General features: G+C 35.9%; 20 protein-coding genes. 7 read left to right on the forward strand and 13 right to left on the reverse strand.

Going from position 1 to position 25,755, the window contains the following annotated elements; translation table 11 throughout:
• Positions 1 to 238: 238 nt before the first annotated feature.
• The 5 genes from OZP12_RS01025 to OZP12_RS01045 all read right to left on the reverse strand — a co-directional run bounded on the left by OZP12_RS01025 (position 239) and on the right by OZP12_RS01045 (position 9,215).
• Positions 239 to 1,708, reverse strand: a complete 1,470-nt coding sequence (locus OZP12_RS01025; RefSeq protein WP_281227195.1) for an SGNH/GDSL hydrolase family protein — start codon at positions 1,706 to 1,708, stop codon at positions 239 to 241.
• Positions 1,709 to 1,745: 37 nt separating this feature from the next.
• Entirely contained in the window at positions 1,746 to 4,583 is a 2,838-nt protein-coding gene (locus OZP12_RS01030) for a TonB-dependent receptor (RefSeq protein ID WP_281227196.1), read from the reverse strand.
• Between the two features lie 305 nt (positions 4,584 to 4,888).
• Positions 4,889 to 6,736, reverse strand: a complete 1,848-nt coding sequence (gene glmS, locus OZP12_RS01035) for a glutamine--fructose-6-phosphate transaminase (isomerizing) (protein WP_281227197.1) — start codon at positions 6,734 to 6,736, stop codon at positions 4,889 to 4,891.
• Positions 6,737 to 6,770: 34 nt separating this feature from the next.
• A complete protein-coding gene (bamH, locus tag OZP12_RS01040; protein WP_281227198.1) occupies positions 6,771 to 8,387 on the reverse strand; it encodes a BamH family beta-barrel-assembly machinery protein in 1,617 nt (538 codons plus the stop codon).
• 21 nt (positions 8,388 to 8,408) lie between these two features.
• Positions 8,409 to 9,215, reverse strand: a complete 807-nt coding sequence (locus OZP12_RS01045) for a glycogen/starch synthase (protein ID WP_281227199.1) — start codon at positions 9,213 to 9,215, stop codon at positions 8,409 to 8,411.
• Between the two features lie 107 nt (positions 9,216 to 9,322).
• Here OZP12_RS01045 and panC point away from each other — a divergent pair, with 107 nt between their 5' ends.
• From panC to radA, 4 genes are all read left to right on the forward strand, one after another.
• A complete protein-coding gene (panC, locus tag OZP12_RS01050; protein WP_281227200.1) occupies positions 9,323 to 10,171 on the forward strand; it encodes a pantoate--beta-alanine ligase in 849 nt (282 codons plus the stop codon).
• An 8-nt stretch (positions 10,172 to 10,179) separates the two neighbouring features.
• Positions 10,180 to 10,530, forward strand: a complete 351-nt coding sequence (gene panD / locus OZP12_RS01055; protein ID WP_281227201.1) for an aspartate 1-decarboxylase — start codon at positions 10,180 to 10,182, stop codon at positions 10,528 to 10,530.
• 87 nt (positions 10,531 to 10,617) lie between these two features.
• Complete coding sequence (locus OZP12_RS01060) at positions 10,618 to 11,886, forward strand: alpha/beta hydrolase (RefSeq protein WP_281227202.1); 1,269 nt, start codon at positions 10,618 to 10,620, stop codon at positions 11,884 to 11,886.
• Positions 11,887 to 11,888: 2 nt separating this feature from the next.
• A complete protein-coding gene (gene radA / locus OZP12_RS01065; RefSeq protein ID WP_281227203.1) occupies positions 11,889 to 13,250 on the forward strand; it encodes a DNA repair protein RadA in 1,362 nt (453 codons plus the stop codon).
• Positions 13,251 to 13,387: 137 nt separating this feature from the next.
• Here the strand turns inward: radA and OZP12_RS01070 are convergent, their stop codons facing one another.
• Positions 13,388 to 14,530, reverse strand: a complete 1,143-nt coding sequence (locus tag OZP12_RS01070; protein WP_281227204.1) for a geranylgeranyl reductase family protein — start codon at positions 14,528 to 14,530, stop codon at positions 13,388 to 13,390.
• Positions 14,531 to 14,962: 432 nt separating this feature from the next.
• Between OZP12_RS01070 and OZP12_RS01075 the strand changes: the two genes are divergently transcribed.
• The gene (locus OZP12_RS01075; protein WP_281227205.1) at positions 14,963 to 16,924 is read left to right on the forward strand and encodes a transglycosylase domain-containing protein; all 1,962 of its coding nucleotides are present in this window, start codon (positions 14,963 to 14,965) and stop codon (positions 16,922 to 16,924) included.
• A gap of 135 nt (positions 16,925 to 17,059) precedes the next feature.
• Here OZP12_RS01075 and OZP12_RS01080 read toward each other — a convergent pair whose 3' ends face one another.
• From OZP12_RS01080 to OZP12_RS01090, 3 genes are all read right to left on the reverse strand, one after another.
• A complete protein-coding gene (locus tag OZP12_RS01080; protein ID WP_281227206.1) occupies positions 17,060 to 18,097 on the reverse strand; it encodes an NADP(H)-dependent aldo-keto reductase in 1,038 nt (345 codons plus the stop codon).
• 173 nt (positions 18,098 to 18,270) lie between these two features.
• Positions 18,271 to 19,209 carry an OmpA family protein gene (locus OZP12_RS01085; protein WP_281227207.1) on the reverse strand — a complete coding sequence of 313 codons (939 nt, stop codon included), beginning with the start codon at positions 19,207 to 19,209 and terminating at the stop codon, positions 18,271 to 18,273.
• Positions 19,210 to 19,254: 45 nt separating this feature from the next.
• On the reverse strand, positions 19,255 to 20,016 hold the full coding sequence (locus OZP12_RS01090; RefSeq protein ID WP_281227208.1) for an exodeoxyribonuclease III: 762 nt from the start codon (positions 20,014 to 20,016) through the stop codon (positions 19,255 to 19,257).
• A 321-nt stretch (positions 20,017 to 20,337) separates the two neighbouring features.
• Here OZP12_RS01090 and OZP12_RS01095 point away from each other — a divergent pair, with 321 nt between their 5' ends.
• Positions 20,338 to 22,140: a GNAT family N-acyltransferase gene (locus OZP12_RS01095; RefSeq protein WP_281227209.1), complete on the forward strand. Its 1,803-nt coding sequence runs from the start codon at positions 20,338 to 20,340 to the stop codon at positions 22,138 to 22,140.
• Positions 22,141 to 22,199: 59 nt separating this feature from the next.
• Here OZP12_RS01095 and OZP12_RS01100 read toward each other — a convergent pair whose 3' ends face one another.
• The 4 genes from OZP12_RS01100 to OZP12_RS01115 form a co-directional block, all read right to left on the reverse strand.
• Positions 22,200 to 22,637, reverse strand: coding sequence for a DUF2752 domain-containing protein (locus tag OZP12_RS01100; protein ID WP_281227210.1), 438 nt, complete (start codon positions 22,635 to 22,637; stop codon positions 22,200 to 22,202).
• A gap of 88 nt (positions 22,638 to 22,725) precedes the next feature.
• Positions 22,726 to 23,007 (reverse strand): TM2 domain-containing protein, encoded by a 282-nt coding sequence (locus OZP12_RS01105; protein ID WP_281227211.1) that lies wholly within the window; start codon positions 23,005 to 23,007, stop codon positions 22,726 to 22,728.
• Positions 23,008 to 23,010: 3 nt separating this feature from the next.
• A complete protein-coding gene (locus tag OZP12_RS01110) occupies positions 23,011 to 23,418 on the reverse strand; it encodes a DUF805 domain-containing protein (RefSeq protein ID WP_281227212.1) in 408 nt (135 codons plus the stop codon).
• Between the two features lie 87 nt (positions 23,419 to 23,505).
• A complete protein-coding gene (locus tag OZP12_RS01115) occupies positions 23,506 to 24,456 on the reverse strand; it encodes a 2-hydroxyacid dehydrogenase (protein ID WP_281227213.1) in 951 nt (316 codons plus the stop codon).
• A gap of 123 nt (positions 24,457 to 24,579) precedes the next feature.
• Between OZP12_RS01115 and nhaA the strand changes: the two genes are divergently transcribed.
• On the forward strand, positions 24,580 to 25,743 hold the full coding sequence (gene nhaA / locus OZP12_RS01120; protein WP_281227214.1) for a Na+/H+ antiporter NhaA: 1,164 nt from the start codon (positions 24,580 to 24,582) through the stop codon (positions 25,741 to 25,743).
• Positions 25,744 to 25,755 lie beyond the last annotated feature (12 nt).

Here is a 25,755-nt window from a genome sequence, read left to right on the forward strand (position 1 = left end):
AGCTATTTAGGTTTATGAAATAGCGACCATCGAAACTCCTCAAATGGACACTTTTTTCAGAGCGCAAAGATAATTTTTTAAAATATAAAATCAATGTTTTTTTTATAAAAAAACTTAAATTTTTACAATGTTGAATATCAGATAATTTCAAAGCACAAAAACATTACTTTTTTTCTCCAAAAAAACAAAAACCACCGCGTTACAAACGGGTGGTTTCAATAAATATTAAAAAGCAAAATTATTGTATGACGGCAGGATACTGAATTTGATATTGCGACAAATCAACTGTTCTCAAAGTCGCGCCATATTTAGCATTTATCGCATTTACAAAAAGATTCGCAATATAAGCATAGCCTCTAGGACTCGGATGAACACCATCTAATGAGAATGCCCCTCCAGTTACATACGCAGATGTCATATGAAAATTTCCAAAACGAACACCCGCAGTCGATAATTGAGTCAGCGCTGTTTTGGTATCAGCCAAAGCCAATCCTTTAGACGCCGCAACTGACTCTATCGTTTTATTATAAGCATCAGTCGCAACCTGAACTTCTTTAACTTCATCTTTCGAAAGCACCCACTGATCCGCCAAAGGCACCGAAACCCCATTTATTTTTAAAGGATCTCCACCAACAGTCGTCCCAATAAAAGTTCTTGCAGTTAACACAACTAAATCATCTTTGGTAACTTGTCTATAAGACGGAACACCGTAAGCGGTCAAATTAGTCAAATAACTATCAACAATAACTACCGCATTATTTCCGGCAACAAATTTAATCGTTCTTCGTGCCGCTTCTTCAGCCGTTAACAACTTATTGGTAACCATAAGTTGCAATCCACCGTTATATTGCGCATAGCCCGCATTCAATTGAGCAGCCAGAGCATCTGTCAAAGCTACAGGATTATAAGGCACAGTCGTAAAATATGGCAACGCGGTTATATAAGGCAAATTGGCAACCACTCCTTTAGCTCCATTCGCAGTTAAACTGGTCACCAAAGATGTAAACACATTTGCAAAAACAGTAGGATCGGTGATATCGTTTGAACCATAAGTCGAAGGATCCATGTTTCCTGTTTGATTTACACCAATTCCACCTGAAGTAGCATAACTCAAAACATCGTTCCCTCCAATAAACAAAGAAAAGAAACTTGGAGCCTGAGCCAGCGCATCTCCCAATACCGTAGCAGTTGCCGAACTGGAAAAACGCGCATAATACGGATTCGCTTTGCCAGAAGCTACACCAGCTACATTTCCGTAACCGGATGCAACCAAATGAAAACTCTTTGCTCCAGGAATTCCTAAATTATTAAAAGTCCCCGTTAAATGATTAGTCACTTCAGTAGTTGGTGTTCCCGGAACCGTTACAGGAGCTTTTCCGTTAAAATACAAACGCGCCCCTGCAATCACATTACCTCCTAACAACAAACCACCAATATTATCAGCCATCAAGGGCTGAGTAATTGCAGCACCGCCAGCAGGAATAAATTGTTGTGCCAATATATTTACATATGAATTTTGTTGCCCCGCTTTAAAAAGAGCTCCATCACTATATCCTGCCGCAAAGGAATCCCCTAATGCTACATATTTTGTAAAAGATGCCGAACCCGGAGTAATAGGAATTTCTGCCGGAGCCGAATCGTCATCATTATTATTACACGCTACAAAACTTAACGAAAGCAACAGCAGCCATTTGAAATTTTTCATCATACTCTAATATTTTTAAGTTTTTGTCTTGTCTTTTTAATTATGGATTAATTGTCACTGAAGCAAACCATTGTTGCCCGATATAACCCGCTCCAATTACCTGGATATAATCTTTACCTCCAATATTGGTTCCCCCTAATTTGAACAACATTTTATAAGCCGGAACAGCATAATTAATTTGCGCATCAAACACGGTTGTCGAAGGAACCATTCCGTCTGCAAAAGAAGATTGCCACAAATACTCTGAGTTCCATCTTACATTTGTACTAAAACCAAAATTTTTAAACAATTTTGCATTACCCAAAGAAGCTTTCACCCTATGTTTTGGAGTATTGAATCCTGTCACAAATCCCGGATCATCAGATTGATTAAAGTTTAATTGGGAATAATTATAGTTTACACCCAATTCAAAATCTTTATACACTTTTTTAGATAAGCCGGCACCAAATCCTAAAGACGAAACATCAGCATTAGTATTCGAGTACACCTGATAAACTCTTCTATCACTTCTGGTCAAAGCATAAACCGGACTTAAAGGATCCGACAAATTAAGAGATGCATTTACATCTCCATAATAAACACCGGCAACTCTGGAAGTATTCAAGAAATGATTGTATTGATTAAAATAACCATTCAAATCAATCGATAAATCATTATTAATAACAGTACGATATCCTAACTCATATGCTTTCACTTCTTCTGGACGAACTAACTGAACATTTGCAGATTGCAACAAGGCAGCCGCACCGGCAACATTAGAAGGATTAGCAGCCAAAGCAGCTGCAAACGCCTGAACAGAAGACAGCGTATAAGAATTATTGTAAGCATTTCGTCCATCCATAGCTACCGTAGCACTTGAACCAGCAGCAACTCCCGCTGAACTCACTTTTAAAGTTTCGGAAAAACGAACTAGATTTTCAGGAGCAGAACCAATTAAAGCAAACGGCCCTAAATCCAATCCGATGTACTGATCTTGTGTGGTAGGATTTCTAAAACCTGTTTGATATGAAGCTCTGAAATTATGATTTTTTTGAGCCCCGGCTGAATAAACAAAAGAAACTCTTGGAGATACGTTTCCGTCAAAATTCTGGCTTTTATCATAGCGAATGGAAGCAACTAATTTCAAACGATCTTCCAAAAACAATTTAGATCCTTGCGCATAAACTCCATATTCATTGTAACGGATTGGCCCATCATAATCCGTAAAGATCGAACCATTGGAATTCATTTCATATTGACGTGCAGAACCACCAACCTGAATTTCGGCAAATTTGATTAAATCCCTAAAATTATAATTAACATCTGAATGATATATTTTTGACTGATCAGTAAATTTCGCCCCTTCTGTAAAATCAGGATTATTTTTAACGGTATTCAAAGCATTGATAAACTCCGGACTACCCGGTTCAAATCTCGGATTTCTTGGAGCCGAAGGATTGTTTGGATCAGTATTTGGAACCAAATTTAAACCGGGAGAAACATTCGTGTCAGCAAAAGTTCGTGCATAATTTGCCGCCTGATTGGCATTGAGTCCCAAAACCGCCGATGACAATTGAAACGAAGTAGCATAATCCGTAAACCAGTTGGTATCTGATTTAGCCATTCTTTGCACATTCCAACCCGCAAAACGCATATCATAAGAATTACCAGCATCTTCTGATGAACGATAGGCTCTTACAAAAAAGTTCTTCCCTTTAACTTCAACTTTAGTCTGACTCATAAAGAAATCATTCAAAGCATATCTATTAGCTCCCTGGTAAATAGTATTTCCCAAACCTAATTTGTATTGAAGAATAATTTCAGTATCATTAGCCCATGGTCGAATGTGCAAAGAGAAATCAGCTTTGACACTATTTACCTTATTGTCATTCAAATCTTTTTCACGGTAACCCGTTCTGCTCACCTGTCCAACATTATTTATAAAAGTAGTCACTTCGTCTCCATAAATATTTAACCCGTCATAATTTTGATTTCCATCGTGACTATTAGCACCTCCGGTCATACTTCTTCTATCATCAGCAATCCATTCGGTAGCTTTCATGTAATTAAAGTTGGCTTTTACCGCAAAATGTTTATCAAAAGCAGTAGCCATTCTGATTCCCATATCAAAATAATCGTTGGTTCCAGCAACATCTTGAGAGGTTTGTCCATATTTCACATAAGAACTAATTCCCTGATGCGTAAAAGGATTTTTACTGTTCATAAACAAAATACCATTGAAAGCATTCGCCCCATACAAAGCTGAAGAAGCTCCTGGCAAAAGCTCAACACTGGCCACATCAAGATCTGAAAGACCAATTAGATTTCCCAGCACAAAGTTCAATGCCGGGGAAGAATTATCCATACCATCAACCAACTGCATAAAACGAGTATTTCCAACAGCCGCAAATCCTCTTGTATTTACAGTTTTGAATGAAATACTACTGGTATTAAACTGAACTTCTTTTAGATTTTCCAAACCATCATAAAAAGTGGGTGCAGTAGTGCTTTTAACCTGCTGGATTCCCATTCGCTCAATTGTAACAGGAGACTGAAGCACTTTTTCGGGTGCTCTTGAAGCAGAAACCACAATTTCGTTAAGTTTAGTTTCTTCAGCTTTAAGTTTAACAAGGATTTTTTGTGATACCGATTCAACGTTTACATTAATCGGAAGATGCCCAATTGCAGAAATTTCTAGCGAAAATGGGGGAGTTTTCGAACTTATCAATGTAAATGTCCCGTCAAAACCAGTTGTAGTTCCTTCCTTAGTCCCCGAAATAGTAATATTGACTCCCGGAATAGGCTGATTATTTTCATCGGTAACAACGCCTTTGATAGAATTTTGCGCAAAAGAAATGCTGCAAAAAAACAATGTAAAAAAGAACAAACATAATCTCATATGGCAAAATTTTGTAGGTTAGCGACGCCAAATTACACATATTTTCCAATTATCAACAACAAAAATTAAAAAAATTACAATTATTAACAATAAAAACATAGATTATATAATAATTTAATATTTTCATATTTTACAGAATTAACAACAAAATCATAAATTATTATCAAATTATACTATGCATACATAGCAATTTGGCAATTATGCTAAATTTATCACAAAGAATTATATCGTTTTCGTAAAACAAAAAAAGCAAAAAAAAAGCGAGAAATGAATCTCGCTTTTTAAAAAATTTAATATCAATTTGTTTATTCGACAGTAACAGATTTTGCCAAATTTCTCGGCTGATCAACATTACATCCTCTCATCACAGCAATATGATATGATAAAAGTTGTAAAGGTATGGTCGTAATCAACGGCGACAATGCATCTGATGTTTCAGGAATTTCGATAACATAGTCAGCCAATTCACGAACCTGCACATCTCCTTTTGTCACAACCGCAATAATTTTTCCGCTTCTGGATTTAATTTCCTGAATGTTACTCACAATTTTATCATAGTGTCCTTGTTTAGGAGCAATAATAATAACAGGCATCATTTCATCAATCAACGCAATAGGACCATGCTTCATTTCTGCAGCAGGATAACCTTCAGCATGAATATAAGAAATCTCTTTTAGCTTCAAAGCCCCTTCAAGCGCAACAGGAAAATTGTATCCACGCCCTAAATATAGACAGTTAGGGGAATCTTTAAAAACAGCCGCTATCTCTTCAGCTTTAGCATTAGTTTCCAAAGCTTCTTTTACTTTATCAGGAATAATTTCTAATTCTTGCAAATAAGTATGATAATCTGTTTGGTTCATTGTTCCTTTTGCTTTGGCCAAACGCAATGCCAACATAGTCAATACCGTAATTTGAGTTGTAAATGCTTTTGTTGAAGCAACCCCAATTTCCGGACCAGCATGCGTATAAGCACCAGCGTGTGATTCTCTTGAAATTGAAGAACCAACTACATTACATACACCAAAGACAAATGCCCCGTTTTCTTTGGCCAATTTTATAGCTGCCATAGTATCGGCAGTTTCACCTGATTGTGAAATAGCAATCACAACATCTTTACTGTTGATGATTGGATTTCTATATCTGAATTCAGATGCATATTCAACTTCAACAGGTACTCTGGTAAATTCTTCAATGATATATTCAGCTACCAAACCAGCGTGCCAAGATGTACCGCAAGCCACAATAATGATGCGCTCTGCATTCAAAAATTTCTCGAGATTATCTTCGATTCCAGCCATTTGGATAATACCTTCATTGGCATGTAACCTTCCTCTATAAGTATCTTTGATAACACTTGGTTGCTCATAGATTTCTTTCAACATAAAGTGATCATAACCTCCTTTTTCAATTTGCTCCAAATTCATTTGAAGTTGTTGAATATAAGGATCAACAATAGAATCATCTTTAATTTTGCGGACTTTCATCGGTTTGTGCAACCTTACATTTGCCATTTCACCATCTTCAAGATACACTGCATTGGTAGTATATTCAATAAACGGCGATGCATCAGATGCAATGAAATATTCACCTTCTCCAATTCCAATAGCTAACGGACTACCTAATCTCGCCGCAACGATTTCATTTGGGGTCTTTTTATCAAAAACCGCAATAGCATAAGCTCCCACTACTTGGTTTAAAGCTACCTGTACTGCCTTTCCTAATTTTAAATTCTCGCTTTTTTGAACTTCCTCAATAAGATTAATCAAAACCTCAGAATCCGTGTCTGATGTAAAAGTATATCCTCTTTTCATCAACTCTTGCTTCAAAGGAGCATAATTCTCGATGATTCCGTTATGAATGATTACTAGATCACCCGAGTTGGACACATGGGGATGCGAATTGACATCATTTGGAACACCGTGGGTAGCCCAACGAGTATGTCCCATTCCAATAGTTCCGTTTGTTGTAATTTCTTTTTGTACTCTCGCTTCAAGATCTGAAACTTTACCTTTAGTCTTGGATAATTTTAATGATTCGCCGTCATATAACATAACACCGGCACTATCATATCCGCGATACTCAAGCCTTTTTAATCCTTTAATTACTATAGGGTACGCTTCTCTGTGACCTATATATCCAACAATTCCGCACATGGTTATTTATTTTAAGAGGGGTTAAAATATATTTCTAATTGGGTTTGGTATAATAAATCTCGAACTTAAGTCTTTTATCATAATTCGGATCACTTATTGGGATATTATTCCCAAAAATGATTGTCCCTAAAGGATTCATTACAGAAGCCATTGGCGCTTTCAATGGAAAACCTGTTTTATCTCTTAAGGTATAAAAACTTGATTTATTAATATCTTCGGTAACAACCAACCCTAAGTCCACGTTAGTCGAATCTTTGTATTTTACAAGATTTCGGATATGGTTTGTAATTCTAAATTTATAATCATAACTACCATCCGTTCTTTTTAAAAGGATCCCGCCAAAAACATATTTATTGTTTTTGGCATTTGAAGAAACTGTTGAAGTCTCCCTATAATCAACCAAAATTTGGTTATTTTTAAAATCATACAAATAAATTCTTTGCGGTACATAACTTTCTCCCATTGCGTTCGAATTCAAATGAAATGTCAAATCCGCTTGATTAACAAGGTATTTGTTTCTTCTCATGTCATCCAATTCATCCGGAACTCCATTAGGCCCCTCATTCAATTCAAACCCGTGATTATCTGTCTTACTAAATAATTTCAAAACAGACATCGAACCCTCTCCACCTTTGAGATACAAATTAGCATCGCCATTAACTTTATTGATATTAGCAGGATCAGTTGCGCTGGTATAATTAGGATTTGTATTGCTTTGATTTAACAAGCTAACGGTATTACCTGTCAAATTCAATACGAATGTTTTTTCAGTAGCTACCCCACTAATCGTCTCAGTATAAGTAATAGTTATTTTCCCGGCTCTAAAATTAATCATTGCCAAATTTCCAGGTCCAGACCCATTTTCTTCAATCTTAAAAAACAATCCCCTAAAATAGTCTTTAAACAATTCATTTTTCGACAAAGCAGTAGTTGGAGCTTTTAATATTTTATTCGTAAAAAAAGCAGCATTCAAATTCAATTGCATTGCTGGAGCACTTCTAGTTGTTGTCTCCTTACCATCAGTAGTTGTAACTACAACATGTTCAACAGGATCAAAAAAGAACTGTGAATTTTCGGCAGTGTTTGAAGCATCGTTTAAAGGCGAACCTACTTTAAGCTGATCAAAATCTGAAAGCTGGTTCGTATAATATTTTTGAGACTGTGTAAACTGACTTTCAGGATCCAAATCTCTCATATAATAACCAGATTCATAAACGCTTAGTTTCATTTTAGCCTTATCAGGGCCATAAATAGAATCCAAAACATAAGTACTAGCACCGGTAGAAGCATCAGTAACCGTTTTTGTCTTATCAACAAAATATGGCACAGATAAAACAACACTTTTTATTGTAGCACTAGCATCAAAAGTAATTCCTTCACTCGCTAAAGTAAGTTGAGTTACAAAATTAGCATTTGTCGTACCAAAAGAAGGATTATTATAAACTCCTAAAGCATTAGTCTCTAAATTATTGGATTGTATTGGACCTAATTTTTGGTTATAAGCAACAACATCAAATTCACTTTTTTGTATATCAAAATTATTGTCACCTATAAGGTCTTCACCAACGACGTTTAATTCTTTATCACACGAATTAAGGAGAACAATAAATAAAAGAAAGGGAATTGTTTTAAAAAAAGAATTTTTAAGCATACTTATTCGTAAAAGTTTGGTTTATAACAACATATTTTTATAGAACTCGGTATAAGCGACCGAAAATTCATCTTTATGTTTCAAAGGTAGAAAAGGTTTGTTGCAAGACTCTATAAATTTTGTTAAACTTGGAGAAACCCCTTCTGAAGCAATAATAACAGCATCAGAATTACGAACAGTAGTTTTTATAATGTTTTCATAATTAGGTACTTCCAATTCAGAAATTGCTTCATCTGGAATACCGTCAAATCGTACTTTATTGATCATTTCAATATCCAAAGTCCCATCAAAAGATTGACTGTAGACAGAAGTAACGATTTTTGTATCCGAAAATAATGCTTCGTTTTTATAGAAATGTTTCATGTAAACAGGCAACATCGCTGCCATCCAACCATGAACGTGAATAATATCGGGAACCCAATTTAGTTTTTTCACGGTCTCCACAACACCTTTGGCAAAAAAGATAGCACGCTCGTCATTATCCGGGTACATCACCCCTTCTTCATCGGCAAAAGTTGCTTTTCTTTTAAAATATTCTTCATTATCGATAAAATAAACCTGAATTCTCTCTTTTGGAATCGAAGCCACTTTAATAATTAATGGCATATCTAAATCATTCACCACCAAATTCATTCCAGACAACCGAATCACTTCATGTAATTGATGTCTTCTCTCGTTAATATTTCCATACCTTGGCATAAAAATTCTAATTTGCCCTCCTTGATCATTAATCATTTTTGGTACGTCATAAGACATTAAAGAAACCTCATTTTCAGCTAGATAAGGCACGACTTCAGATGATACGTATAATATCCTCTTATCTTTCATAGTATAAATTGATTAATTGTTGGCAATAAAAACCATGCAAAATTACAAAATTTTATGCAGTTATAGAGTAAAATATTAATTTTGCAGCCAATTTAAACAAAACTGCCATGCAAATTTTCAATAGAAAAGCGGCTTTAATGGATTATTTAACCTCGAAAAAGACTACAAATTCTTCTATTGGCTTCGTTCCAACTATGGGAGCTTTGCATAAAGGACACCAATCTTTAATGATCCAATCAGTAAATGAAAACGACATTACGGTTGTAAGTATTTTTGTCAATCCTACGCAATTTAACAATCCTGAGGACCTTGAAAAATATCCGCGAGATTTAGACGCAGATATTTTAAAAATCCAAGACATTAGTCCCAATATCATCCTTTTCGCACCTACTGTCGAAGATATATACGAAGGAAAAATCATTTCTCAATCTTTTGATTTTGACGGTTTGGAAAACAAAATGGAGGGAAAATTCAGGCCTGGTCATTTTGATGGAGTTGGAACCATTGTTAAACGTCTTTTTGAAATTGTAAACCCAACCAAAGCTTATTTTGGCGAAAAAGACTTCCAGCAGGTGCAGATTGTAAAGAAAATGGTTGAAAAAAACCATCTCCCTGTAACTATCGTAGTTTGCCCTATTTACAGAGAAATCAACAATTTGGCTATGAGTTCTCGAAATGAACGCTTAACTTTGCAGCAGAAAGAGGAAGCTGGCGTTATTTACAAAATCCTAAATGGAGCGAAAGCCAAATTTGTCAACAATAGCGCAAAAAAAACGGCTGAATGGGTCACAAATGAATTTGAGAAAAACAAAAACTTTACTTTAGAATACTTTGAAATTGCAGATGAAGAAACACTTTCCACCTGCACTAGAAAAGTCAAAAATAAAAAATACAGAGCATTCATAGCCGTATTTATCAACAATGTCCGATTAATCGACACCATTTCATTAAATTAAAAAACATCATGCATATTCAAGTTGTTAAATCAAAAATTCACCGAGTAAGAGTCACAGGCGCCGACTTAAATTACATCGGGAGTATCACCATAGACGAGGCATTATTAGAAGCTGCGAACATAATAGAAGGAGAAAAAGTTTCCATTGTAAACATCAATAACGGAGAACGTTTTGACACTTATGCTATTGTAGGCGAAAAAAACTCAGGAATAATTACCTTAAATGGACCAGCAGCACGAAAAGTTCAAAAAGACGATATCATCATCATTATCTCCTATGCAGGAATGGAATTTGAAGAGGCCAAAACATTCAAACCTTGGATTGTTTTCCCTAACGAAAAAGACAATTCTTTGACGTAAGAATTTTTCTTCTTTGACAATACATCAAATATTTGTTTATCTTGCTTAAGATTTTCTCATAAGATAACTAAACCCCAAATTATTTATATGAAACATTTATTAATTGTATTACTGGCCCTTTTTTCGATTTCTTGTTTTTCACAAATAAAAGTCATCCATTTCGACTCAGGAAAACTTCAGGAGAAAAGAGATCTTTATGTTTCTTTGCCTGCTTCTTATGAAAAAAACCCAACCAAAAGATACCCGTTATTAGTTTTATTAGACGGTGACTATTTGCTCAATCCTTTTCTAGCTCCCTTAAACTATGGTGCTCATTGGGATAATTTACCGGAAGTAATTACAGTAGGGATTAGCCAAGACAAAAACAACCAAAGGGAACAAGATTGCGGTTTGGACCAAGTAACCGGGATGCCTGATGGGAAAAGTGTTAATTTCTTCGACTTCATATCTTTGGAGCTTATTCCAGCCATTCAACACGATTACCGAACTACTAATTTCAAAATTATTGCCGGGCACGATTTAACTGCCGCTTTTTCAAATTTTTTCTTATATAAAGAAAATCCATTATTCAATGCTTACATCGGCATGAGTCCTGAATTACCTGTCAATATGGAAGATGATCTTTCAAAGATACTATCCTCCACCAAAAGCCCTCTTTTTTATTATCTATCAACAGCTGATGGCGATGATAAAAAAATGCAGGAAAGAATTAAAGACCTTGACTCTAAAATTCAAGCCACTCCAAATCCGAATTTAAATTATAAGTTCGAAAATTTTAAAGATGCCTCACATTATTCTCTTGTTTTGAATTCTATTCCTTCAGCTTTATACCAAATTTTCTCCGTGGCACTACCTATATCGGTTTTGGAATATGAAACAAAAATAGTGACCCTCAAAGAAGGCTATGTCGATTATTTGAAAAACAAATATGATATAATTGAAAATTCTTTTGGAATAAAAAATCCAATCCGAATTACTGATTTTAAAGCTATCGAAGCGGCCATCATCACAAACAAAGACTATAACGAGTTGGATGCCTTAGCGATTCTTGCCGATAAGAGCTACCCAAAAAGTATGCTGGGAGATTATGAATTGGCAATAATGTTTGAAAAAAAGGGCGATAATCCCAGAGCTGTGCGCTATTACATGTCCGGATTTAACAAAGAAGAAATTGCCGATCTTACCAAAGACATGATGTTTGCCAAAGCCGAAGAATTGAAAAAAACTTTTGCCAAAAAGCCAAAAATAAAAGGAAAAGTAGGCCAGGATGTTGCCAAACAAGAAACCGTTGAAGAAGCACCAGCAACTGAAACTCCTGCTGCAGACACTCCTCCTACCGAAGAAAAAAAGCAATAATAATGTCCAAAATAAAAACAACTTTTTTTTGCCAGAATTGTGGTGTACAATATGCCAAATGGCAAGGGCAATGCAATTCCTGCAAGCAATGGAACACTATTGCCGAGGAGATTATTCAGAAGCAGGAAAAAGTTGCTTGGAAAAGCGAATCTTCAGCTACAGGAAAAGCTCCAAAACCGTTACGAATCAATGAAATTGACAGTTCCGAAGAAATTCGCCTTGATACTACTGACAATGAATTGAACAGAGTCTTGGGAGGCGGAATCGTTCCCGGTTCATTAATCCTTTTGGGAGGAGAACCTGGAATAGGAAAAAGTACACTTTTATTACAGATTTCTTTAAAATTACCCTACAAAACATTATACGTTTCGGGAGAAGAAAGTCAAAAACAAATTAAAATGCGTGCCGAACGCATTACTCCAAATGGAGACAACTGTTTTATCCTTACCGAAACCAAAACACAGAATATCTTCAAACAAATTGAAACTATTCAACCCGAAATTGTCATAATCGATTCGATTCAGACTTTACATACCGATTATATCGAATCCACTGCAGGAAGTATTTCTCAGATTCGGGAAACAACCGCCGAGCTAATTAAATTTGCAAAAGAAACCAATATACCTGTCATTCTGATTGGTCATATCACAAAAGACGGAACCATAGCAGGTCCAAAAATTTTGGAACACATGGTCGATACCGTACTTCAATTTGAAGGCGACCGTAATCATGTTTACCGCATTTTGCGATCATTGAAAAACCGTTTTGGTTCGACTGCCGAAATCGGCATCTACGAAATGCTTGGAAGCGGATTGCGAGAAGTATCCAATCCTTCAGAGATATTGATTTCACACAAAGACGAAGAATTATCAGGAACTGCAATTGCCACCACGCTTGAAGGAATGCGTCCCTTGATGATTGAAATACAATCCTTGGTAAGCACGGCAGTTTATGGAACTCCACAACGCAGTACCACAGGTTATAACGCAAAAAGACTAAATATGATTTTGGCTGTTTTAGAAAAAAGAGCCGGATTTAGGCTTGGAGCCAAAGACGTCTTCTTAAACGTAACCGGAGGAATCTCTGTCGATGACCCTGCAATTGATTTAGCAGTTGTAGCCGCTATTTTATCTTCGAACGAAGACATTGCAGTAGACAAAGGTTTTTGTTTTGCCGGTGAAGTCGGACTTTCGGGCGAAATTCGTCCCGTTAACCGAGTTGATCAACGCATTCAAGAAGCCGAAAAATTAGGTTTTTCGACCATTTTTGTATCCAAATACAATAAAATTGCTTTAAAAAATACTGGAATAAAAATTCAATTGGTCGCCAAAATCGAAGATGTCGCAAGCATGCTTTTAGGATAAACCTAATTTCAAAACATTATTGTCTTTAAAATTATAAACCATTAAGATATTAAGTTTCATTAAGTCCCGCAAACACTTAATTTTCTTAATATCTTAATGGTAAAAAAATATAGACTTGAAGGTTTACTATTAAAAAACTAAAAAATCGCCTCTTTAATTCTTCTTCGAATAGACGCTTTATAATCTTTTGGATATGTCCTTTCTCCCATAAAAACATCTGTCATTGCATTGGATAAATGATTTCCGAATTTTTTAGCAAACAGATTTCGCAATCTTCTGCTTTGGTAGAAATATTTAGACAAAACAACCCCTGTCCTAATTTCTGGCAAAAGCCCTTGTTCCAGTTTTTCATGATATAATTCAGCCGCACGAATAGAATCCAGTTTACTTTCCACAATAGATTTTGCAACCAAGACACCGCTCACTATCGCATTTGAAATCCCTTCAGCAACAACAGGATCGGCAAATCCAGCCGAATCTCCAATCAAAAACACATTATTTCGAACAAAAGTATCGGTTCTAGGAGAAATTGGAATTACAAATCCGTGAGCTTCTTCATTAAGAACTTCTGAGATTCCTAAGACTTTTAAATATTCTTTATAATGTTTCTTTAAATCGATTTTTTGTTTGGTTTTGATAATTATACCAAGGCCTATTGACAAGTGGTTTTTCTTTGGGAAACACCAGCCATAACCATTAGGCACAATATCAATATCGAAACGAACGTTTTTAGACAATCGTTCAAAGTCCGTTTGAGGAACCTCAACTTCATATTCCAAAGCCGGAATAATAGTCCGTGATTCTTCCCATCCTGCAATTTTAGCAACCGGGCTTAAAGCTCCATCCCCTGCAATGATAAATTTGGCTTGTACATCCCCTTCCGAAGTATGAATTGTTTGAATATCTCCGAAAGTAATATCCAAAACTTTGTGATTTTGTAAAAGAGCAACGCCATTTTCTTTTGCTTTTTCTACAATCAAATTGTCAAAAGCATCACGCATCACCATACTGATTATCGGTTCCTCCCTACTTGTTGTAATTTTGGTGTTAATCTTAGAAAAATAAGTATCTATCTCGAAAAATTCTTTTTCTACAACGGATGAAATATCAAAAGGCATACTTTTTCTCCCTCTGTAAACTAATCCTCCCCCACACGTTTTATATCTTGGCAAAATCTCTTTTTCGATAATTACAACTGAAATTCCGCTTTTAGACAATTCAAAAGCCGCCGAAGCTCCCGCCGGACCACTACCAATTATAGCTACATCAAATGATTTCATTCGTTTTTTTTTCAAAACTAAATCAATCGTTCTAAAAAGCAAAATTTTGATTTTAAATTCCTGATTTTTCTTTACCAACCCCCAATCATATATTAGCATTAATTTAAGTTTCGAACTAGCTTCGATTGTTGTTTTTTTAAGCAGAAACATTTGGCATTATTTGAAAGCATACTCCAGCCATCCACTATATCTATTGCGCCTCTCGTCTTTTGGGACGAGACGGCACAATAGGATGCCGTTTCTGTCTGGGCTAAGGGTCAACATTTTGTTTTTCAGCTATTAACCAAATCAAATTACGTTTTTTTAATAAAGATAGATTCTCAGATATTTTTTCGAACTCATTTATTATAAGAGTTTACTAAACTTTAGATAAAAAATATCCATCGAACAAAAAAAGTTACTACTTTAGCCCGTTGTCAAACCCCACAATTCATGAGAACCCGAAAACAAAAAATATTCTTAGCTACAAAAATAATTGTTGTCCTTTTACTCCTTACAATCATAGGCCTTTTTAGCTTCAGAGAAAATCTTTTGCACCAAATTATTGCAAAAACTTCCATTACGATGGAATCTGACTACAACAGTAAATTTTCGGTAAAAAAAGCCTCTTTCGATGGTCTTGCGGGTGTTGATCTTACAGACATTACTTTAGTTCCAAAAAATGCAGACACGCTTTTCAAAATCCAAAAAATGAAAACCAGTGTCAATCTTTGGCGTTTATTGCTTGGCGATGTGCAACTCGGAACCCTTGAAATAAAAAATGGTTATGTACAATTGACCAAAAAAGGAAATATCAAAAACTTCGCCGCTTTCCTCAAAAAAGACAAAAGCGAACCCGTTAGCACTAAAAAAAGAGATTACGCCGAATTTGCCTATCGTATTATCTCCAAAGTCCTCAATTTGGTCCCAACCGATATGACAATGCAAAATCTTGTCTTCAAACTCGATGACAATGGCAAGAAAGCGACCGTAAATTTTAAAAACCTGACGTTACACCAAACCAAATTGGAATCCTCAATCGAAGTCAAAACCAACACTTTTGCACAGCGATGGAGAATCAACGGAATGGCTGACCCAAGAAATAAAAAAGGAGATCTTCATTTTTTCAACATAGACACCGGCGCAATCAAAGTGCCTTACTTTGACGAACGCTACAACCTGAAAGCCAGTTTTGACTCGATCCGTTTCAATATTCAAAACATTGATATGAGTCACGGTGAACTGCATTTTGACGGATTTAGTTCGATTACCAATTTGAAATTAAACCATAAAAGAATTGCCAACAAAGACGTTAATATCAAAAATGCCCGATTTGATTTCCGTTTCTTGCTAGGCAGCGATTTTATTTCTATCGACAGCAGTTCGACCGTCCAATTCAACAAAATAAAAATACATCCGTATCTTTCATACAACACCGAAGAAGACACCGTTTACAGACTAAGGCTTAAAACTCCAAAAATCAAAACTCAGGATTTCATCACTTCCTTACCTGATGGATTGTTTACCCACTTTCAAGGAATGGAAGCAACGGGTGATTTCGATTATAATTTGGATTTCATGTTCAACAAAAACAAACCGAACACCATTGTTTTCAAAAGCAATGTCAACAAACGGGATGTAAAAATAACCAAATACGGAAATATTGACCTTAACAAATTAAACGGGGAATTCACTTATCGGGCGATCGATAAAGGAGTACTGCAGCGTCCGGTTTTTGTGGGCGCAAGCAATCCATATTACACTCCTTTGGATCAAATTTCTCCTTACCTACAGAAATGTGTTTTGACTTCCGAAGATCCTTCGTTCATGTCGCATCACGGTTTTATAAACGAAGCCTTCAAACAATCGATTCTTAAAAACATCCGTACCAAAAAATTCTCCCGAGGAGCAAGCACCATAAGCATGCAATTGGTTAAAAACGTTTTCCTTACCAGAGAAAAAACGTTGTCCAGAAAACTAGAAGAAATTCTGTTGGTTTATATAATTGAAGGCAACCGAATCACGAGCAAACAACGTATGCTTGAAGTGTATTTCAATATTATCGAATGGGGACCAAACGTATATGGAATTGGCGAGGCTGCCGAATTTTATTTCCAGAAAAAACCAGCCGATTTGAATGTACGCGAATGTTTGTTCCTAGCTACTGTTATCCCAAAACCAAAGAAATTCATGTGGCAATTTGACCAGGAAGGTTTACAGAAAGCTTATGCCACCAAGCAACAAGCATTCTTGAGAAATCTGATGTTCCGCCGTGGTTTATTAGTTCCTGAAGATACTGTTGGCTTGTCAGCTCCGGTAACGCTTACAGGTCGAGCACATTCGCTATTGAACATCAAACCAAAAGACACAACCGTAATTGATAGTGTAGAAATGAAAGAAGAATTTGATTTCTAAAACTTTTTGATTCTTAGGTATTTAACCGCAAGGTTCGCAAAGAACGCAAAGCTTTACGAACCTTGTGGTTTTTTCTTTGCGCCTTTGCGGTTTTAACCCAGATTCCACATTAGAAATCTACTACGGAATCTGAATTTAAGGAGCCGGATCTGGAATAATTGCCTGAATAGCGTTTATCTCCTTCAAAATTTCATCTGAAAGTACAACATCAATAGTATCAATATTTTCTTTAAGTTGTTCCATCGTAGTAGCTCCAATAATGGAACTCGTTACAAAAAGCTGTTGCAATACAAAAGCCTGAGCCAATTGAGTTAAAGTCAAATCATGTTTGTGGGCGACTTCTTGATACAATTTTGTTGCCTCGGTGGATTTGGCACTGCTGTATCTCGAATACTGCGGAAACAAACTCAATCTCGTATTAGGTTGTTTTTCTCCCGACAAATATTTTCCGGATAATACCCCAAAAGCCAAAGGTGAATACGCCAATAATCCAACATTCTCCCTAAAACAAACCTCAGCAGATGCGTTTTCAAAAAGTCGGTTCAACAATGAATATGGATTTTGAATGGTTTTAATTCTTGGCAAATTATGGTATTTACTTTCTTCCAGAAAACGCATGATTCCCCACGGATTTTCATTGGAAACGCCAATATGTTTGATCTTTCCGGCTTTTACAAAACCATCCAATACTTCTAAAACTTCATAAAAATTATCTTCCCATGCATCTTCCTGAAATTTATACCCACGTTGTCCAAAACAATTCGTTTTACGCTCCGGCCAATGCAATTGATAAAGATCCAAATAATCAGTTTGAAGACGTTGCAAACTTTTGTCCAAAGCGTACTCAATACTAGCAGGAGAAAAATCCAATTTATCTCGCATATAACCAAAATTTGCATTTGGACCGGCAATTTTGGACGCAAGAACCACTTCTTCTCTTTTTCCGGTTTTCTTGAACCAAGTACCAATAATTCTTTCGGTACTTCCATACGTTTCTTTTTTGGACGGAATCGAATACATCTCGGCGGTATCAAAAAAGTTCACTCCTCTTTCAAGCGCATAATCCATCTGTGCATGCCCTTCGGATTCAGTGTTTTGTTGTCCAAAAGTCATTGTACCAAGACATATTTTACTGACTTTAATATCGGTATTCGGTAAAGTGGTGTATTTCATTTTTTTTAATTTTTATGAGACTAAGCTTCTAATAGCCTAAGTTTTTTTTGAAACAAATATAAAAATTAGTTCTCCCTTTTTTATTTGGCTTTACCTAAATATTAACAAAAAAAGGTTCACGCAAAACGTAAACCTTTTTATACTTAACAACTTAGTCTCTTATAAACTTCCTCCTAAAACTGATTTAGCATTTTTGAAATTTCATCTAACCTTGGAGTCAAAATAATTTCGATTCTTCTATTTTTAGATTTCCCTTCAGATGTAGAATTGCTGGCTACCGGAGCATATTCGCTTCTACCCGCAGCAGTAAGATTTTGTTTGTTTACTTTACTGTTTTCTCCCAAAATAGTTACAATCGCAGTCGCTCTTTTGGTCGAAAGATCCCAATTATCTGCAATTGGCCCTGAACCAGCATATGGATCATTATCGGTATGACCTTCTATCAGCACAGAAATATCAGGATTATCTCCCAACACTTTCCCAACCTCAACAACTGCTCTTTTCCCTTCGGTTCCTACAGCCCAACTACCGGAATTGAACAGCAATTTATTTTCCATAGAAACATATACTTTTCCGTTTTTTTGCTCAACTGTCAGACCTTTGCCTTCAAAACCATTAAGCGCTTTTGAAAGCGTTTCTTTTAGTTTTTTCATACTAGCTTCTTTGGCAGCGATCAGCTCTTCCAATTCTTTCAAACGCTGAGCACTTGCATTTAATTTTTCTTCTTCAGCTGCCAGTGCTTTTGCTTTTGCATCTAATTGTGCCAATAAATCACGGTTCTTTTTCATATTGGCCTCCAATGCTTCATTGCTGTTTTTTTCCAAAGCGGCATAGGAATCCTGCATCACTTTCATTTTGTTTTTAGCAGCATCATAATCGGCTTGTACTTTTGCCAGATTGGATTTTACATTGTCTAAATTGCTTTGCAAAGCAGCTTTCTCTGACTCCAATTGTTTTTTGGATGCCAATAAAGCGGCATTTTCGCCAGCCATAGTTTGGTTTTCTTTTTTCAGATTGGCGTATTGCGCTTCAAGATCGTTGTAGATTTTCTTGGAAACACAAGAGGTGGACAGCCCCAGAATTAAAAGTCCGATAAAAACTTTTTTGATCATTTGATTTATTTTTTGAATTTGATTTTTGAAATTGATATTGGTTTTTTATTCGATTTCTACCAAAATCGGACAATGATCCGAATGCATGGCATCTGGTAATATAACGGCTCTTTTTAATTTTTCTTTCAACGAATCACTTACCAGATTATAATCGATACGCCAACCCTTGTTATTTCCACGGGCTCCGGCACGATAACTCCACCAGGAATATTGGTGTGGTTCTTTGTTAAAATGACGAAAACTATCTACAAAACCGGACTTCATAAATTTATCAAGCCAAGCTCTTTCTTCGGGCAAAAATCCTGAAACGTTTTTATTCCGAATTGGGTCATGAATATCAATAGCCTCGTGACAAATGTTGTAATCTCCACAAATAATAAGATTAGGAACCTCTTTTTTGAGTTCGTCAATATATTTTTGAAAATCATCCATGTACATAAACTTGTGGCCCAAACGATCTTCGTTTGTCCCCGAGGGCAAATACAAACTCATTACGGAGCAGTCATCAAAATCGGCACGAAGATTACGTCCTTCAAAATCCATATGCTCGATTCCGGTTCCGTATACAACATTTTTAGGTTCTATTTTTGACAGAATAGCAACTCCGCTGTAACCTTTCTTGGTCGCAGGATAGTAATATTGATAGGGATAGCCAGCGGCTGTAATATCAGAAACTGGAATTTGTTCTTCGATTGCTTTGATTTCCTGTAAACAGATCACATCTGGACTGGCATGTTGTAACCATTCTAAAAATCCTTTGGTTATGGCAGCACGAATTCCGTTTACATTGTAAGAGATTATTTTCATATATTAAATTTATTGTTTTTATCGATCATTATGTAATTGCTTTGCCAATTCGTCCCGATAATTATCGGAACTCGGGTCGCAAATCATCAATTAGTATTTGTAACCAATTTTCAGTCATGCTCATTTCATTAGCCCTTGATTAAACCAAAATCATTTTTGATAGAAACAGGTTCTCAAAACCAATTTTTTATCAAAATTTTGGAAGATTATTATTTTTGTGGAATCCAAAAATAGTAAAAAGTAAAAAGATTGATTCAAAAAAAAAACATAAAAATGGAGTATTTTGCTATCTTTGTCTCTTGCTCAAAAAAGAAAAAATAAATGGGTTTAGTTACCGCAAAAGAAGTTGCAAAGGCAATAAAGACGGACAAGTATGGTGTTTTCGGTACTTTTTCCGGTTGGTTGTTGATGAAAGCTTTAAAAATTTCGACATTAAACAAAATCTATGACAGGAACAAGCATTTAAAGGAGTTACCATTCCTTAATGCTATTCTGGACGAGTTTCAAATTAAATTTGAAATTCCTGAAGAAGATTTTAAACGTTTGCCAAAAGACGGTGCTTATGTTACCATTTCAAATCATCCGCTTGGCGGAATTGATGGCATTTTGTTGTTGAAACTAATGCTCGAAAAAGAACCCAATTTTAAAATTATAGCTAACTTTTTACTGCATCGCATCGACCCAATGAAGCCGTATATCATGCCGGTGAATCCTTTTGAAAACCATAAGGACGCCAAGTCCAGCGTGGTGGGAATTAAGGAAACACTACGTCATCTTAAAGACGGTAAACCATTGGGAATGTTCCCCGCAGGAGAAGTTTCTACCTACAAAGACGGAAAATTGGTTGTTGATAAAGAATGGGAAGAAGGAGCAATTAAAGTAATTCGAAAAGCGCAAGTTCCTGTAGTCCCTATTTATTTCCATGCCAAAAACAGTCGTTTGTTTTATCTTTTATCCAAAATAGATGACACACTGAGAACGGCCAAATTACCCTCGGAATTATTGACCCAAAAAGACCGCATTATAAAAGTGCGAATTGGAAAACCAATTTCGGTAGCCGAACAAAACGAATACGAATCGATTGAGGAATACACGGAATTCTTAAGAAAGAAAACCTATATGTTGGCCAATCCTTTTGAAAAAGACAACAATTTCCTGAATACGGCCAATTTAAAAATCCAAAAAAATCCAAAAGAAATTGCTTCTGCCGCAAGTCAAGAAAAAATTGTGAAGGAAATTGATGCTTTACGCAAAAAGGATCATCGATTACTGCAAAGCAAAAATTATGAGGTCTTTTTTACCCGTGCAAAAGAAATCCCAAATGTTCTTCATGAAATAGGACGTTTGAGAGAAATTACTTTTAGAGAAATAGGGGAAGGAACCAACGAATCTATAGATATTGATTCCTACGACAAATATTACCATCATATGTTTTTGTGGGACAATGATGAGCAAAAAATTGCAGGCGCCTACAGAATGGGATTGGGTTCCGAAATCTATCCAAAATATGGAATAGAAGGATTTTATTTGACCGATTTATTCCGTTTTGAACCTGAATTATATGAAATGTTGCACCATTCCATCGAAATGGGACGTGCTTTTATCGTAAAAGAATACCAACAAAAACCAATGCCTCTTTTCTTGCTTTGGAAAGGAATTATTCATACTACCCTACACCATCCAGAGCATAAATTCCTGATTGGCGGGGTAAGTATCAGCAATCAATTTTCGGATTTCTCCAAATCATTAATGATTGAGTTTATGAAATCTAATTTTTACGATCCTTATATTGCCCAATACATTCATCCTAAAAAAGCATTTAGGATAAAACTGAAAGATGCCGACAAAGATTTCATTTTTGACGAAGCTGAAGCTGATTTGAACAAATTTGACAAATTGATCGACGAATTGGAACCGGGCTCTCTACGATTACCTGTTTTGATAAAAAAATACATCAAACAAAATGCCCGTGTCGTTGCTTTTAATGTGGATCCTTTGTTCAACAACGCCATTGACGGATTGATGTACATCAGAATTTCTGACCTTCCCGACAGTACGGTAAGACCCGTTATGGAAGAATTCCAGGCCGAATTGGAACGCAAACTCAACGAAAAAGAAGATTAGTTTTTCAATCTTAACAACAAAAAAATCCCGTCTCCAAAATGAGACGGGATTTTTTGTGCTTATTTCCAAATGGATTCCTTTAAAATAGAATCGTAGGTATTATTTTCTATGAAACGGGTAATTCTAATTATTTGATAAAAAATCAAAAAACAAGCCAAAAAATAAGCCAGTTTTTTGTTGTATATGATTCCGTTAAAATACTCTTTTTTTGTAATCAATTCTGTAAAAAGAACGATTATCGTAATCACACAAAAAAGAATTACAAAAGGCCCCAAAATATGATAAGACAAACTTTTATAAAGATTTCCTTCATACAAATAGACCAACGACTTTGTTATTCCACAGCCTGGGCAAGGAAAACCTGTAAGCATTTTGAAAGGACATAAGGACTGATCTGTTTCAAGATGATCATTCTGATTGTACAACATCAAAAAAAACGGAACTATAAGGGTTATTACAGCCCCAATAATTCCGAGTATTTTAAGATCCCGCTTCACTTTTTATCTTTTTTTTCGAAAGTTAGTCAAATGATACGATTCTAAATATAATCTATCCTAAAAAAATCAGGATTTTAATTTTCTCATTTTAAAACCAACCTCTCTTTCCTACTTGGTAGGTTTGATAAAACTCCTCATCCGACTTAGTCAAATAAATAATTCCTTCAATCAAGCCAATAGTACTTCCTACGATTCCGCAAGTAATTACAGTAATGATAAGTTGAATTATTCCTTCCTGAGTATAACCTAAAACGAACTTATGTATCCCTAGTCCTCCAAATAAAATAGCTAAAATTCCAGCTAAAACTTTTTTGTTTTCCTGTTGAATTGGCTGTGGCCTATTCCAATCTTCTTGTCTTGAATTTTCCATAATTTAATATTCAGTTTGTCCTATATTATTTATCTCATCAAAGTTGCTTTTTGGATCAGTTCCATATTCGTTCTCTCCTGCATTTCCTTCTTGGCAAAGCAACACTAGCAACCAAATTGAACCTATCAAAGGAATCAAAGCAATAAAGAAAAACCATCCACTTTTACCTACATCATGTAAACGTCTAACACCAACTGCTAAACCTGGTAAAAAAACTGCAAATGAGTAAGCAAGGTAAACATAACCATAAGGCAGTGGCTCAAAATTTAATCCTGTTACTTTGTCAATAATCGTTGCAACAATTAGAAAAATAATTTGTGCCAATAAAAAATACCAATACTCACTTCGTCTGGCTCTTCCTGAAAAATTTGCATAGTTTTCAAAAACCACTTTTTTGTAATATTCAAACATAATCTTTTTTTAATAGGTTAATAATGCCTCCTAAATTATAAAAAATATCACAAAATTCTAATTTTAAACCATTAAAATCTTACAACTTTACTTTTTCCCGTACAAAGCTTTAATCTTATCAACTATAACCTGCGCCAATCGTTCATGACTTTCGTAAGTCCAACCGGCAATGTGCGGTGTTAAAATCACTTTTCGTCCATCCAATAAATATTGAAAAGCTTCGGGTGTATTTTTATTTTGAAAAAGGTTTTCGAAAGACAGTTTCTCGTATTCCAAAACATCCAGTCCTGCGCCGAGCACTTTTCCGGACTGCATCGCGGTAACCAAATCGGCAGTAATGATGTTCTTGCCTCTGGAAGTATTGATAATCCAAATGTTTTTTGCGAAAGCGTTAATAAAATCCGAATTGACCATCTTATCCGTTATAGGAGTCCAAGGAATATGCAAACTCAAAACATCTGTTTTTTGTTGTAATTCCTGTAACGAAACCTGTCTTGCATTGGCATCGCCAACATTTTCTTTGATGTCATAACACAAAACTTCCACATCAAAACCACGGAGTTTTTTGGCAAACGCTTTTCCCATGTTTCCATACCCGATAATCCCAACGGTTTTCCCATCAAGTTCATGGCCACGATTCTTTTCCCTATTCCATTCTCCAGAACGGATTTCGCTATCGGCAATGTTTAATTTGTTGAACAATGACAATATCATCCCCAAAGTGTGTTCGGCAACCGCATTGCAATTTCCCTCGGGAGCAGCAATCAGCGCAATATTCTTTGAAGCTGCATAATCACAATCGATGCTTTCCAGTCCGGCTCCAACCCGGGCAATAAACTGTAAATTGGTCGCTTTGTCCAAAAACTGTTTGTCTATTTTAAAACGGCTTCGAATAACGATTCCTTGATAGTCTTGAATTTTGGCTTCAATTTCTTGTTTTGTAGAAGTAAAATCGGCGTGATTGATAAAACCAGCCTGTTCCAATTGATTCCAAAGTAAAGGATGGTTGCTATCAATATGAAGAATTTTGATGTCCATAAAAAGGGATTACAGAATTAGAGCCTCAAAATTAATTAAAAAATCACGGTTTATGCCTTGAAGCCCGAATAATTAACCTACAATTCTTAAATTAGCAATTCATTATTAAAGTAAATCTTCGAAATGAAATTAACCCAAACATTTACTGAATTTTTTCAAAGCGAAAAGGCGGGCGGTCTTCTTCTCCTTTTTGCAACCGTTATGTCCTTATTGTTGGCTAATTCGTCTTTTCAGACAGAATATATTGCCTTTTGGGAAACAGAAATCGGACACCATTCCATTACGCATTGGATTAATGACGGGTTAATGACTATTTTCTTTTTACTGATCGGATTAGAATTGGAAAGGGAAATGTATGATGGCGAATTGGCCAATATCAAAAATGCTATTCTTCCAATTTTTGGAGCATTTGGCGGTATGATTGTTCCCGCAGGAATCTTTCTGGCATTGAATTACGGAACGTTAACACAAAACGGAGCCGGGATTCCTATGGCGACAGACATCGCATTTGCCATTGGGATTCTGTCTTTATTAGGTAATCGAATTCCAGCCTCATTAAAAGTATTCCTGACCGCACTTGCCGTTATTGACGATTTGGGTGCCATTCTTGTTATTGCCCTATTTTATACGCAAACCATTGCTTTTGTAAACTTGATTATTGCTTTTGTAATCATGGGATTATTGTTTATCCTAAACCGTCGCAAAGTACATCATCTGGCTCCCTATTTAATTGGCGGTGCTTTTATGTGGTATTTTATGCTAAACTCAGGTGTACACGCGACCATCACCGGAGTGTTATTAGCCTTTGTGATTCCATTTGGCAATGGCGGAAAAAAAACGGCTTCGTACAGACTGCAACATTTTTTACACAAACCCGTAGCCTTTATCATTCTCCCTTTATTTGCTGTAGCCAATACCTGCATCGCCATAAATTCAAACTGGTACGAAGGTTTGAGCCATGAAAATTCAATCGGGATTATTTTAGGGCTAGTGATAGGAAAACCTTTGGGAATTTGGTTCTTTTCATTCATTGCCGTTGCATTGGGCATTTGCACGCTGCCAAGAGACCTTCGGTGGAGAAATATTTTAGGAGCTGGAATGTTAGGAGGAATAGGATTTACGATGTCTATTTTCATCACCCTTTTGGCTTTCAAAAATGATGGTGAGGAAGTAATCACTTATTCCAAAATAGCCATTTTGCTTGCTTCTTTTTTATCCGGTATCATTGGTTTTTTATGGCTGAAATCCACTTTAAAAGCTCCGTCAAAATCGACTAAAATCAAATAAGTAGGATAAAAA

The sequence above is a fragment of the Flavobacterium aquiphilum genome, from assembly GCF_027111335.1.
In the GTDB taxonomy this organism is placed as follows: Bacteria; Bacteroidota; Bacteroidia; order Flavobacteriales; family Flavobacteriaceae; genus Flavobacterium; species Flavobacterium aquiphilum.